This is a genomic window from Nocardia jejuensis NBRC 103114, assembly GCF_001613145.1.
Taxonomy (GTDB): domain Bacteria; phylum Actinomycetota; class Actinomycetes; order Mycobacteriales; family Mycobacteriaceae; genus Nocardia; species Nocardia jejuensis.
In genome coordinates this window covers 1-12,387 of sequence record NZ_BDBU01000003.1, presented here as the reverse complement: position 1 = coordinate 12,387, position 12,387 = coordinate 1, and the positions used below count along the sequence as shown (strand labels likewise).

The 12,387-nt window shown below is 67.7% G+C and carries 13 protein-coding genes; 6 read left to right on the top strand and 7 right to left on the bottom strand.

The window, feature by feature from the left end; all coding sequences use genetic code 11:
* Positions 1-56: 56 nt before the first annotated feature.
* Complete coding sequence (locus NJ1_RS02675) at positions 57-1,577, bottom strand: carbohydrate kinase family protein (RefSeq protein WP_169813075.1); 1,521 nt, start codon at positions 1,575-1,577, stop codon at positions 57-59.
* A 646-nt stretch (positions 1,578-2,223) separates the two neighbouring features.
* Between NJ1_RS02675 and NJ1_RS02670 the strand changes: the two genes are divergently transcribed.
* The 3 genes from NJ1_RS02670 (at position 2,224) to NJ1_RS02660 (ending at position 3,392) form a co-directional block, all read left to right on the top strand.
* Complete coding sequence (locus NJ1_RS02670; RefSeq protein WP_067687009.1) at positions 2,224-2,502, top strand: hypothetical protein; 279 nt, start codon at positions 2,224-2,226, stop codon at positions 2,500-2,502.
* Positions 2,503-2,525: 23 nt separating this feature from the next.
* Positions 2,526-2,726, top strand: a complete 201-nt coding sequence (locus NJ1_RS02665; protein ID WP_067687006.1) for a hypothetical protein — start codon at positions 2,526-2,528, stop codon at positions 2,724-2,726.
* A gap of 249 nt (positions 2,727-2,975) precedes the next feature.
* Positions 2,976-3,392, top strand: a complete 417-nt coding sequence (locus NJ1_RS02660) for a hypothetical protein (RefSeq protein WP_067687003.1) — start codon at positions 2,976-2,978, stop codon at positions 3,390-3,392.
* Between the two features lie 172 nt (positions 3,393-3,564).
* Here the strand turns inward: NJ1_RS02660 and NJ1_RS02655 are convergent, their stop codons facing one another.
* Genes NJ1_RS02655 through NJ1_RS02645 form a run of 3 tightly spaced genes read right to left on the bottom strand, consistent with a single transcriptional unit; the run spans position 3,565 to position 5,959 of the window.
* Complete coding sequence (locus tag NJ1_RS02655; RefSeq protein WP_067687324.1) at positions 3,565-4,644, bottom strand: quinone-dependent dihydroorotate dehydrogenase; 1,080 nt, start codon at positions 4,642-4,644, stop codon at positions 3,565-3,567.
* Positions 4,645-4,661: 17 nt separating this feature from the next.
* On the bottom strand, positions 4,662-4,931 hold the full coding sequence (locus NJ1_RS02650; protein ID WP_067687000.1) for a DUF5703 family protein: 270 nt from the start codon (positions 4,929-4,931) through the stop codon (positions 4,662-4,664).
* On the bottom strand, positions 4,931-5,959 hold the full coding sequence (locus tag NJ1_RS02645) for a YncE family protein (RefSeq protein ID WP_067686997.1): 1,029 nt from the start codon (positions 5,957-5,959) through the stop codon (positions 4,931-4,933). Before NJ1_RS02645 ends, NJ1_RS02650 begins: the two co-directional genes overlap by 1 nt.
* A 289-nt stretch (positions 5,960-6,248) precedes the next feature.
* Between NJ1_RS02645 and NJ1_RS02640 the strand changes: the two genes are divergently transcribed.
* Positions 6,249-6,620: a hypothetical protein gene (locus NJ1_RS02640; protein ID WP_067686994.1), complete on the top strand. Its 372-nt coding sequence runs from the start codon at positions 6,249-6,251 to the stop codon at positions 6,618-6,620.
* A 92-nt stretch (positions 6,621-6,712) separates the two neighbouring features.
* On the opposite strand, the gene NJ1_RS02635 is transcribed toward NJ1_RS02640, so the two are convergent.
* Positions 6,713-7,393, bottom strand: coding sequence for a response regulator transcription factor (locus NJ1_RS02635; protein WP_067686991.1), 681 nt, complete (start codon positions 7,391-7,393; stop codon positions 6,713-6,715).
* Positions 7,383-8,636: a sensor histidine kinase gene (locus NJ1_RS02630; RefSeq protein WP_067686989.1), complete on the bottom strand. Its 1,254-nt coding sequence runs from the start codon at positions 8,634-8,636 to the stop codon at positions 7,383-7,385. The genes NJ1_RS02635 and NJ1_RS02630 overlap by 11 nt, the downstream gene beginning before the upstream one ends.
* Before the next feature lie 327 nt (positions 8,637-8,963).
* On the opposite strand from NJ1_RS02630, the gene NJ1_RS02625 reads away from it, so the two are divergent.
* Positions 8,964-9,497, top strand: a complete 534-nt coding sequence (locus NJ1_RS02625; RefSeq protein ID WP_157573708.1) for a WKL family lipoprotein — start codon at positions 8,964-8,966, stop codon at positions 9,495-9,497.
* Entirely contained in the window at positions 9,497-11,599 is a 2,103-nt protein-coding gene (locus tag NJ1_RS02620; RefSeq protein ID WP_067686983.1) for an MMPL family transporter, read from the top strand. The genes NJ1_RS02625 and NJ1_RS02620 overlap by 1 nt, the downstream gene beginning before the upstream one ends.
* 120 nt (positions 11,600-11,719) lie before the next feature.
* Here NJ1_RS02620 and NJ1_RS02615 read toward each other — a convergent pair.
* The coding region (locus tag NJ1_RS02615) for a helix-turn-helix transcriptional regulator (RefSeq protein WP_067686980.1) at positions 11,720-12,387 on the bottom strand (668 nt) is incomplete at its 5' end.

Genomic DNA, 12,387 nt, shown 5'->3' with positions numbered 1-12,387 from the left:
TATCGCTCCGAACCCGTCAACCCTGCAGCGTGCTCGGCGTGTCGATACGAGGCACGCTAGGACGCGCCGCCGAGGTGCACGGTGACACGCTCGACCTCGGCATCGATCTGATCCAGCGTCGGCATGGAGTCGGGGACGTTCATCGCCGCACTGTCCTCGTTCGAGGGTGTCGCGGCGATGGCCTCGGTGGCGGCGACGGCCGCGGTGGCCCACCTGAAGTCGTCGACGTCGAGCGGTGCGCCGTGCCTCAGGAGACGATAGGTCAGCGCGGCGGAGAACGCGGCAGAGGAGTGCGGCGACCTGACCTGGTCTATATCGGCAAGGCAGGTTTCGAACGGCTCGACTCCTGGGCGATGAACGGTGAATCTGGGTCCGGCGATCACGCACACCGCGCCCGTCACGCTCTCGAGCAATTCGTCCACGGTGTCGAGGTATCCCCGGCCCGCGGGCCACATCTCCGCCAGATCGTTCGGTGCGCCGACCACGAATGCGACCGCATCCAGAAAACGCCGTGCGGCGCGTGGCATGCGGTTCGGTGGCGAGATGTTCAGCGTCAATGCCGGCCGCCTCGACGGGGGTAGTGAATCCACCGTGCGCAGTACCTGCTCCACGACCTCCATCGGCGTCTCGAAGGTGACGAGAACGGCCTTGGAATCGGTGACGGCCTGACGATTCCATGCCTTGTCGAGGTCGGCCTCGATGAGTTTCACCCGAGGTTCCTTGAACACCATGGTCGCCTGTTCACCGCCGAGGGTCCGGTGCACGATGGTGATCGGTGTCGGGCCCGCCTTGGTCTCGACGAGGCTGGTATCGATGCCTTGGCCGACCAGGTATTCACGGATGATCGTGCCGTTCTGATCGTCACCGAGCACTGTGAGAAGCCTGGTGTCCAATCCGAACTGGGCGAACGCGACCGCGCGGTTGAGTCCTTTGCCGCCTGGATATTGCAACACCTTGCCCGATATGACTGTCGCGTCCTTGGGCAGGTCGTCGGACAGGGTGTTGATATCTCGTACTGCGTCCCCGATCACGGTCACGGTGTCGCGTGGCTCGACATCGGGCACCGGTCCCAGCGCGAGTGCCGTAGCGAGCGCGGTGAAAGCTTCCCGCTCGGGCGCATCGCGCAACGCGCGTCCGCTCTTGTCGGCGGGAACGTCCACGACCTTCAGTGCCTCGTGCAGGGGTCGCCAGTGTTCGCTGAGATAGTCACGCCTGCTGCCCAGTTCGGGTCCGTACAGTCGCCTCAGATCGATGCCCTCGGGCGGTTCGACGTCGAACAGGTGCAGACAGAGTTCACTGTCGACGATCAGTCGCTGGGTGGGCGGCAACTGTTGTGCGACATGCCCGATGCTGTCGGGTAGCGCGTCCAGCGCGGATATTCCTCGCAGGTGTGCATAGCGCCGCACGACCGGTAGGTCGAGCAGTTGCGAGACCTCGATCTCGGTGGAGCGCAATCGATCAGGACTCAGGCCTTTTCGCTTGCGCAGGCCCATCAGGACGCTGAAGACGGCCTGGACGCCCTGACTCGACACTGTAGTCCCCGAGGTATCACCGTGAGAGTTGCGGTTGGTTGCCATGCGCCTCCAACGATACCGTCGGGCACGTTCGGCCGACATCGAAAACGTCAATTGCCATGTGGCGGCGGCATTTGCCGCAAGGGATCAGCGAACTCCGGCAGGAGAGAGTCGACGGGCGGCGCACCGTACGAGGTAGGTCGTCGTGCGCAGGACCTCGGAACACCCTGGACCTCTCGGCCGCTTCGGCGCGGGACTGAGACCGCCGGCAATCGAACAACAATACCGATCGCCACGTTTAGGCTACAGCGAAACCGTCAATTCCCTTGTAGTAACGGCAAATGCCGGATAGCTCCGGCTAATGCCATACTCGGATTGGCGAAACATCGCCTCCACCAGACGGTTCGGGAGGTCCTGGTGTTGGGAGCGGTTCTCGTGATTCAGCGTGTGCGGCGGGGTACGCGGGCGGCGGGTGGTGAGCCGGAGTCCGAGCAGGACGGTGAGGTGGCTGCTGTTCGGGTGGGCGGGGTCGCCCACCTGGATTTCGGATAAATCACTCACTTCTCGTCGTCGCTCGCTCCGGGCCGCGTTCGCTGTTCGCGGTAGCGAGATCACCGGCCGATCATCGCGGTGCGATCGGCCGGTTCGAGGCATTGCGGAAAACGGTTCCCGGGTTCGGCGGCGGCGCATCGGATTTCAGGAGACCGTCGTGATCTACGAGAGCAGCAGTTCGATCACCAGCAGTATCAGTTCCGAATGGGCGCGGCGGATGCACGGCCGCGCGGAGCCGGCGTGGAAGGTGAGTTGGCGGCCCGAGCCGCTGCTCACTCGCGAGTTGGCCGTGGCCGCCATCGAACTCAGTGAGATGTGCCTCGGGTACGAGGAACCGGGGGAACGCGCCGAGGCGATCGCCGATCGGCTCGACACGACGGTGAAGCATGTCATGGCGGTGCTTCATCAGCGCATGATGGACAGGGGCAGACCGTGACGGTCTGTGACTCCGAATTGCAGATGACGAGCGATCTCACCGGCGAGGCCGCACACCGGGTGGCGGACGGGTGGGAGTTGGAGTGGCGGTTGAGCCGGCTTCCGGCTCGGCTGCTCTCGCGAGCACAGGCGCTCGCGGGAATGGAACCGGCGGAGATCTTCGCGGGCACTCGCTATCAGCGCGATGTGATTCTCGCGGTGCGCGCGAGAAGTGGACGCCGGTGAACTGGGCATGACCGTGGAACATGCGATGCGGGAGTTGCTCGGCCGGAGGCAATGGTGACTCCGGTGGTGAATGTTGCGACAAAACGGGCACTTCGGAGATCACTTCGACAATTCATGAAATACCGACCGATCGGCATTCGATGAAGGACGAAAGCCCCGACGCGGATATCCCACCGCGACACCAGATCAACCAGGCGAGTGGCACAGAGATCCTGACATTCGCGCGAACGGCCCAGGGAGGACCCTGCTGTGACGATCGATATCACCATTCGGGCGATGACCAGTGACATCACCCCCGAGAACGCCTTCCGCGTGCACGGACACGGGGAGACGGTATGGCGGCTGAGCTGGCTGCCCGAGCACCGGCTCACGCGCGACCAGGCGCGTGCCGGAATGGAATTGGACGAAATTCTCTCCGATCCCGAGGTCGTGTTCGACGACGACGCGCACGGTCGCGCGGCGGAGCGGGCGGCACGATTGGGTGTGGGGGTCGAGCACGCGGTGGTGCTGCTGGCGCAGCGGCTCGCCTCGCGGATGGATCGCGGGAGCGGGCGCGGGAGCGTGGCGGTCGAGGCGCCGGAGCCGATCACCGCCCGGTGGTCCAGTGCGTCCGCGGCGCCGGTGTCGATGACGAGCGGGGCGCGCTCGCGGCATTTGTGGTCGTGACGAATCAAGCTGCACCGGACGCGGGTTCGCGGCGTCGGCGTCGAATCCCGGTGCGGCGCAGCCCTGAAGCGAGGGGTCCGCGGCCCTGAAACGCGGGTGTCCCCGACGATCGTGAGACCGTCGGGGACACAGGGTGTTCGCAGGGCCGGCATTCCAGCGCGGGCGGGGACTCTCAGGCGCGCGCGTTGTGCTCCGCGCCGACCGCGTGGGACAGCTCGGTGTATCCGTGCTCACGCAGTTTGGCCGCGAGTCCGCGATGAATCCGCTTGGCCCAGAACGGCCCGCCGTAGATGAAACCGGTATAGCCCTGCAGCAGTGAGGCTCCGGCCAGGATCCGCTCCCATGCCTGCTCGGCGGTTTCGATGCCGCCGACCGAGATCAGCACTACCTGGTCCCCGACGCGGGCGTAGAGCCGCCGCAGCACCTCGAGCGAGCGGTCCGCGACCGGTGGGCCGGACAGTCCGCCCGCGCCCAGCGCCGCGACCTGATCGGCCTCGGTCGCGAGTCCGTCGCGGCGGATCGTGGTGTTGGTGGCCACGATTCCGGCCAGTCCGAGTTCCACGGCCAGATCCGCGACCGCGTCGATGTCCTCGTCGGACAGGTCGGGGGCGATCTTCACCAGCACCGGCACGCTCACGCTGTCCAGCACCGCCTGCAGCAGCGGCCGCAGGGAGGCCACCGCCTGCAGATCGCGCAGGCCCGGGGTGTTGGGCGAGCTGACGTTCACGATCATGAAGTCGGCCAGCGGGCCCAGCAGTTTCGCGCTGATCGCGTAATCGCCCGCGGCGTCGGCGGCCTCGACGACCTTGGTCTTGCCGATGTTCGCGCCGATCGGGATTCCGCCGGGCAACCGGTGCGCGAGATGATCGGCCGCAGCCGCGGCCCCGTGGTTGTTGAAGCCCATCCGGTTGATCAGCGCCCGGTCCGCGGGCAGCCGGAACAGGCGCGGCGCGGGATTACCGGGCTGTGCCTGCGCAGTGACCGTGCCGATCTCGGCGTAGCCGAAACCCAGTGGGCCCCAGGCATGCACGCCCTCGGCGTCCTTGTCGAAGCCGGCGGCCAGGCCCAGCGGTGCGGGGAAGTCCACGCCGAAGACGCGGGTGCGCAGGATCGGATCATCGGTGACCAGCGCTCTGGTGGTCAGCGCGCGACCCGGCGCGAACCGGGTGGCCAGTTTCATGGCACCGAATGCCAGATGGTGGATGCGCTCCGGGGGGAGCAGGAACATCACCTTCAACAGCAGGGCATACAAACGCATCGCCATGCGGGTTACATCACCGCCTCGGGTGTCGGGGATAGCAGAGAACTCTTGCGGCGGCGCAGCAGCACACGACGACTGCCGTCGGTGTAGGCGCGCACTCGGGACAGCTCCCAGCCGCCGTATTCGGCTTGGATGGCCAGTCGCATGGTGGCGGTGACGCGTGTCATCTCGCGGGGAAATCTCAGCGGGACGTATTCATATTCATCGTCGCTGGATTCCTCCTCCCAACTGGTCGGTACTGTGCGCGTCTGGCGCGCCGAATGCGAGGCCCGAGCCATCACTGCCCTCTCTTCCGCTGGTCCGCGCTGATCCGCTGCAGACCGTCGCCGGTCGCGGACCCCACGAACATGTCACCGGTGCGGCTGTCGATGGTCACGGTGTCGGGCTGGCGAACCGTCGGGTAACGCCCTACCTCTACCGGTATACCCGTCGACAGGTCGTAGCCGACGACTTCGTTACTGCCGGTCAGCGTCACCCACACGGTCTCGGACCGCTCGTCGTAGGCGAGTGCGTAGGGCGAAGAGCCTACCGGGAAACGCTGGTGCAGGACCAACGGATCGGCGGTGTAGACCAGCAGCTCACGGCCCGTGGTGTCGGTGACGATGCGCCGGCCGTAGTGATCGCCGATCATTTCCGTGGCCCCGTCGCCCGCGCGCAGGGTGAGCCCGAGCTCGTTGTCGCCCAGGTCGACCTCGGTGACGGTGGTCTGGCGGCGGTCGAGAACGACGATCTTGTTCTCGCTCGCGTCGATCGCATCGGCCGAGACCAGGCCCGAAATGGTGTGGCGCACAGCACCGTCCGCGCTCAGCAGCAGGACCTTGCCGTTGCCCAGGCCGGCGACGAGTTCGCCGTCGGGGCGCAGGGCGACCGCGCGCACGTCACCGTCGAGGGTGATCGCGGTCAGGGCGCCCGAGGCCGCGTCCACGCGCAGGATCTCACCGGGCACGGTGAGCAGGATCTCCCCGGGCCTGCCCAGTGCCAGGGACGCGGCCGGGCCGGGCAGCGGCACCGTCGTGACCGCGCCCGTCCCGATGTTTCGCAGGTGCAGGACCGTGTCGCGCGCGGCGCCGTCCTGATCACCGAGCGCGGCCAGCACGCCGGTGGCGGGTTCGGCCAGCAGGTGCGAAATGGCGCGGCTCGGGCTCACCTGACCGGCCGGGGTGGCGCCGGGGACGGGCGCGGCGAGGGGGGTGGCCGGGTCGATCGTCGGCTTGCTCCCCGGGTCGTCGTTCGAGGAGCAACCGGCGAGCAGGGTCACCGCGATCGCACCCGCGAGGGCCGATCGAATCCAGCCGCGACGGCGCATGCAGCGAACTCCTTACCTGACCGATGAATAATCATGCGTGCTCTCTTATCTGACCATGATCCCCGAACGCGCCCGGTGGGCGGGTCTTCGGTCCGGCGTGCCGTGATCGGGTGCGTGCCGGGTCGAGTACCCGCCGGGGTGGGCGTTCATGCCTCGGGAGTCGGGGCGGGCCGCGCCGGTGAGCAGCGGATTCGGCCACGCGATTGCATGACGTGACATGGTGATGGATGCCGAATGTCGGCACCTGCGGTTACCGTGGAATGACGGCACGCAGTGACAGGGAGTTCTGTTGGTAACCGATCACACATCGGGCTTCGACGCCTCGGGCTTCACCATCGAAGACGTGACCGTCGGCCGGTACGCGCACGGCTTCGGGGTCACCGGCGACGGCCGCACGTTCGCATTTCGCACCAACCGGTCGACCCTGACTCTGGAGATCTACCGTCCCGACCTCGATGCCGACGTCCCGGCCGCGGAGGACGTGGTGGCATTGGCCGAAACCCCGGTCACCGACGTCGATCTGGACGACGAGCGCAGTGTCGTGGCCCTGGTGCGCGATCTGCTGCCACACGCGGTGCCGGTGCCCGCGGCGCAGCCGCGCGAGGCGACCACCGTGCGTGCGCTGCTGGGACGACTCGGCGCGGTCATCGACGGCATGTGAGACCGGGGGTCGGTGCGTCGCGGACGAGCGTGGCCTCGACAGTTGGTGGCGCTCTGCGTGTTTCGCGGAGTCAGTAGTCCGATTTTGCGGAGTCAGTAGTCCGAGTCGTGTACCAGCAGGGCGATCTGGACGCGGTTGTCGAGTCCGAGCTTGGTGAGCAGATTGCTGGTGTGGGTTTTGACCGTGGCCACGCTCAGGTACAGGCGGGCGGCGATCTCGGCGTTGGCGTGCCCGCGCGCGATGGCGCGAGCGATCTCGAGTTCGCGGTCGGTCAGGACCGACAGTTCCCGGCGTGCGTCGGCGCGGCGGGCCTCGCGTATGCGGGTGCGCCGGGTGGTGGCCGTGGCGGCGGCGATCACCTGGGTGGTGACGCTGGGTGAGAGCGTGGGCCGTCCGGCCGCGACCGCTTTGACCGCGGCGACCAGTTCGCTCGGCGGGGTGTCCTTGAGCAGGAAGCCGTGCGCGCCGATCCGCAGAGCGTGCAACACCATCTCGTCCGAATCGAAGGTCGTCAGGATGAGGATGCGGGGCGGGGCGGACCAGGTGAGGATCTCGGTGGTGGCGCTGAGACCGTCGCGGCCGGGCATGCGCACGTCCATCAGGACCACATCGGGTGAGTGCGCGCGGATCACGCTCAGCGCGGCGGCGCCGTCACCGGCCTGGCCCACGATCTGCAGCGACGCGTCTCCGCCCAGGATCAGGCTCAGCGCGGTGCGCACCAGGTGGTCGTCATCGACGATCACGATCCGGATCGGGGCGCGCTCATCGGCCATGGCGGATCTGTTCCCGCGAGAGCGCCCACGGCAGTACCGCGTGCAGGTCGAAGCCGCCGTCCGGGGTGGGGCCGTAACGCAGTGTGCCGCCGATCAGTTCGGTGCGTTCGGCCAACCCGAGCAGTCCGTATCCCGAATCGGGGAAGCCCGGTGCGCCGGTGTTCCCGGTGCGCACCGTGGCGAGCCCGCCGGCCCCTACCGTGGTGATGCCGTCGTTGTGCACGGTGATCGCGAGATCCGCTCCCGCGCTGCCTGATACGAGAACCCGCACGCATGCGCCGGGGGCGTGTTTGCGCGCGTTGGTGAGTCCCTCCTGCACGATGCGGTACGCGGTGCGCGCGCTCGCGGGGGGCACCCCGTCGCCCGCGGTATCGGTGAGGGTGACCTCGAGGCCGGTGTCGCAGGCGTCGGCGATCAGGGTCGGGAGGGCGGCCAGGGTCGGTTGCGGTGGTTCGGGAGTGGTTGTGCCGGTGAGGATTTCCTGCGCGCGCAGCACGCCGAGGATGTCGCGCAGTTCCTCGAGCGCCTCGTGCGAGTTCTCGGCGATGGCCTTGGCGGTCGCGGCGATCTCCGCGCTGCTCAGATCGGTGCGGAAGCCCAGCACGCCCGCGTACATGGCGACCACCGACATGCGGTGCGCGAGCACGTCGTGCATTTCGCGGGCGATGCGATGGCGCTCCATGATTCGCGCTTCCGCGGCGCGGGCATGCTGGGCGCGTTCGGCGGTTTCGGCGCGCTCGCGCAGGGTGCGCACGACCTCGCGTCGCGCGCCGATGGCGAAGCCGATCGCGACGAGCGCTCCGACGGTGGCCAGCATCAGCCCGAGGGTGTACCAGATCGAGATGTCCCCGGCCTCGGTCGGATACAGCTTTCCGGTGATCGCCCCGGTGAGCACCGCGAGGATCGAGACCGGAATCGTCTCGCGCAGCCGTCGCCGGGTCGCGAGTGAGCACAGCGCGAGCAGGCTCAGTCCGGACGCGAACGCGGAGATCGTGCTCAGCATCACCACGGCGGTGGCGATCGCGACCGGGTAGCGGCGGCGCCACAGCACGAGCGGCACACACGCGATCGCGACGATCGGGTCGCCGGTGATCATCCAGGTCGTCGCGGCGGGGCCGGCGACCCCGTGCGTGCCCACCCAGGTGATGAGCCAGACGATGGCCCCGATCAGGACCGCGGCGACCACCCGCAGGCATTGCTGCCAGCCGCTCAGGCGCGCGGCGGTTGCCGTGTCCGCGTTCATGAATCCGACTGTATACAGGCGTTCTCGTGATTTCGGGCCGTCGCGACCTGAGACGGATACAGATCGCGACCAAAGGATGAGACTCCCCGAGCCTGCCGGGTAACGACCCCGAGTATCGGTGCGTCGCCAGAGCGCGGGGCCGGGTGCGAACGCGGGTGCGGCGTCGCGGTGCGATGCCGGGGATCGGGCCGGTGCCGGTCGGGCGGGACCACGGTGCGGGTGCGACGGCGCTGAATCGCTGTGCTCGGCGACTCGGGAGGAGGGTGCGTGTGACTCACATGACAGACTGTGGGCAAGCAACAGCAGTTCGAGCACCCGAGGATGTTGATGGCATTGCGACGACCGGCCGCCTACGCACTGATACTCGCCGTTCTCGGCGCCGCCGTGGCGGGCTGCGGTGGCTCGAACGACGAGTCGTCGGTGGATGTGGCCCGCTCCTCGGCGTACGCGGCCTTGAGCTCCTCGTCGGCCGCGGCGGCGACCAGTAGCGCCAATCGGCCGCCGTTGCCGACCGCCGCGGAGTTGGACGCGCAGATCAAGTCGGCGCTGGATCCGAATCTGCCCGATTCGCAGCGCACCGCGCTGATCGAGGACGGTGAGGCGTTCAAGGACGCGATTCCGGACATGTACAAGGCGCTGCAGGACAATCCGCGCGCGGTGTACGGGGTCAAGGATCCGGTGTTCGACAATCACGACGGCACCCTGACCGCGACGCTGAGCCTGGACAAGGACGGCAGCGGCTCGAACGTGCGCACCACGGTGGTGCATTTCGTGGACAAGGACGGTCACTGGAAGATCTCGCGCACCGATCTGTGCGGGATTCTGCGTTCGGCCGACTATCGCACCGCGGCCTGCGGCTGATGCTCGAAGCCGGCTCCCTGCGGTGGGGGCGCCTGATCCACCGCAACCGGTATCTGGTGTTCGGGCTTTTCGCGCTGCTGGTGCTGGGTTCGGGGTTCTACGGCCGTGATCTGAACGATCATCTCTCGCAGGAGGGCTGGTTCGACGAGAGCAGCGAATCGGTGGCCGCCTCCCAGCTCGCCGATTCCACGTTCGGGCGCGATACCGACAGCGACCTGATCGTCGTCTACACCGCCCCGCAGGGAAAGACGGTCGATGACGAACCGGTGCGCACGGCGGTGTCCGCGGATCTGAATCGACTACGCGGGCAGTATCCGGACAAGATCCTCAAGATCGACTCCTATTGGGACGGCTCGCTGATGGGCCAGTTCTCGACCCCCGATCGCACGCACGCGTTCGCCAGCATCGGGTTGCGCGGGGACGGGGGTACCGACACGGTCGACAATTACATGGCCGTCAAGGACGAATTCGGTGCCGGGGCACCAGGTTCCGGGCCCGGTGGCACCACGGTGCAGCTGGCGGGTATGCAGCCGGTGGTGGAGGGCATCAATACCGGGATGCAGCACGATATCGAGCGCGCGGAGCTGATCGCGCTGCCGATCGTGGCGATCCTGCTGTATTTCGTGTTCGGCGGGGTGATCGGGGCGCTGCTGCCGGTGCTCATCGGCGGGATGACGATTCTGGGCACGCAGGGCATCATGCGGATGCTGACCGATCACATCCAGGTCAACGTGTTCGCCAGTGCGGTGGTCACTTTGGTGAGTCTGGGGTTGGCGATCGATTACGGGTTGTTCGCGGTGACGCGTTTTCGGGAGGAGCTCGCGGCCGGGCGCACCGTGGAGGAGGCGACCGCGCGCACGGTCGCGACCGCGGGGCGCACGGTGTTGTTCTCCGCGGCGATCATCGCGGTGAGTCTGGGTGCGCTGTTCATCTATCCGAACGGGGTGCTGCGCTCGGTGCCGCTGGGCGGCATCAGTTCGGTGCTGCTGGCGGCGGTGCTGTCGGTGACCGCGCTGCCGGCGGTGCTGAGCATCGTGGGGCGGCGCATCGATTTGCTGGGCTGGCATCGGTTCGCCAGTATCAGCACCGCCGAGCAGATCGATGCCGGATTCTTCTCGCGGCTGGCGGTGTTCGCGATGCGCAAGCCGTGGCTGGTGATCGTGCCGATCGTGCTGATGCTGCTGGCGTTGATCCTGCCGTTCCGCCATATCGAATTCGGTGGTCTGAGCGAACGTTATCTGGCGCAGGACAATGCGGCCCGGGTGGCGCAGACGGATTTCGATCGGCTGTTCCCGCATTTTCGGACCGAGCCGCTGAAATTGGTGGTGGTGGGCGCGAACGCGCAGCAGCTGGGCGATATTCGCTACGAGGCCAATCAGGTGACCGGACCGCAGATGACGGGGCCGTTCGATCCGGCGGCGCCGAGCAAGGACGGGGTCACGGTGCTGGCCAGTGGCCTGAGCGACAAACGGGACGCGGATTCGGTGATCGCGGCGCTGCGTGAGATTCCCGAACCGCCCGGGGTGCGGGTGATGGTGGCCGGGGTGCCCGCGCTCGAGCGCGACAGCATCCAGGGCTTGCTCGACGGTCTGCCGCTGCTGGGACTGATTCTGGTGCTGGCGGCGATCGCGTTGATGTACGCGGCATTTCGGTCGATCGTGCTGGCGATCAAGGCGGTGGCGATGAGCGCGCTGAGTCTGGGTGCGACGCTGGGCATCTTGACGTGGATCTTCGTGGAGGGTCACGGGGCGGGGCTGTTCGATTTCACGCCGGGGCCGCTGATGTTCGCGGTGCTGGTGCTGATCGTGACGGTGCTGTTCGGGCTCTCCACCGATTACGAGGTGTTCCTGCAGTCGCGCATGTCCGAGGCGCGTGCGGCCGGTGCGCCGCCGCAGGAGGCGATCCGTTACGGCATCGCGCACACCGGTGGCGTGATCACTTCTGCCGCAGCGATTCTCATCGTGGTGACGGGGGCGTTCGGGTTCTCGGATCTGGTGTTGATGAAGTACATCGCGTACGGGATGATCGCGGCGCTGGTCCTGGATGCCACGGTGATCCGGATGCTGTTGACCCCGGCGGTGCTCAAACTCGTGTGGCGCTGAGGACGCGGAGACCGGTTGGGTCCGGCAAGAGTCGGCTCTTGCCGGGCCCGCGCGTTCGAGGAGATGCCGTCGTGTGGTGACCGCGTGCGTCGGATTGCCGCGCGCGCGAGCATGTTTCGGCTAGTCGTGTGCACCGGGCGAGGAGTGGGTTCCGGCGGACTGCAGCCGCTGGGCCAGGGCGCGGCAGCGCTCGGCGAGTTCGGGTGGTTCCAGGACATCGAAGGCGTGCCCGAGCAGGACCATGTGCATGAGGACCGCGTCGAGATCGTCCGCGCCGCTGCGTACTTCGCAGGTGTGCTCGTCGCGGGGCAGCACGAGTGCGGCGGCGGCGGGAATCTGGGCGCGGACCGTGGGTTCGGGGGCGTGTACGAGGAAGCGGGCCTGGTGGGCGTAGACGCGGCTGGCGATGCCCTCCTGGACGTAGGGTGCCGCGTCGGGGGCCGGGCGGGGGTGAAAGCGCCAGGTGCGGGCGGTGATCGCGGTCATCTTGTCGACGCGGAAGCTGCGCCAGTCCTCGCGGTCCAGGTCGTAGGCCAGCAGATACCAGCGGCGGTCGGAGGCCACGAGTCGGTAGGGCTCCACGCGCCGGGCGCCGATCGCGCCGCCGGAGGGGTAGTCGAACTCGACGCGGACCTCGTCGCGGCAGGCGCGGGCCAGGCGCATGAGGGCTTCGGGGTCCACGGGGGTGCGACCGCCGTGGAAGGATTCCACCGCGCCGGACAGGGCGCGGACTTCGTGCCGGAGCCGTTCGGGCAGGACGCGGTCGAGTTTGCTCAGCGCGCGCAGCG

Coding starts and splice junctions, on each gene's coding strand:
- NJ1_RS02675 (WP_169813075.1), bottom strand. CDS start 1,577: ATGGCAACCAACCGCAACTCTCACGGTGATACCTCGGGGACTACAGTG.
- NJ1_RS02665 (WP_067687006.1), top strand. CDS start 2,526: ATGACGAGCGATCTCACCGGCGAGGCCGCACACCGGGTGGCGGACGGG.
- NJ1_RS02650 (WP_067687000.1), bottom strand. CDS start 4,931: ATGGCTCGGGCCTCGCATTCGGCGCGCCAGACGCGCACAGTACCGACC.
- NJ1_RS02645 (WP_067686997.1), bottom strand. CDS start 5,959: ATGCGCCGTCGCGGCTGGATTCGATCGGCCCTCGCGGGTGCGATCGCG.
- NJ1_RS02635 (WP_067686991.1), bottom strand. CDS start 7,393: ATGGCCGATGAGCGCGCCCCGATCCGGATCGTGATCGTCGATGACGAC.
- NJ1_RS02630 (WP_067686989.1), bottom strand. CDS start 8,636: ATGAACGCGGACACGGCAACCGCCGCGCGCCTGAGCGGCTGGCAGCAA.
- NJ1_RS02625 (WP_157573708.1), top strand. CDS start 8,964: ATGGCATTGCGACGACCGGCCGCCTACGCACTGATACTCGCCGTTCTC.
- NJ1_RS02620 (WP_067686983.1), top strand. CDS start 9,497: ATGCTCGAAGCCGGCTCCCTGCGGTGGGGGCGCCTGATCCACCGCAAC.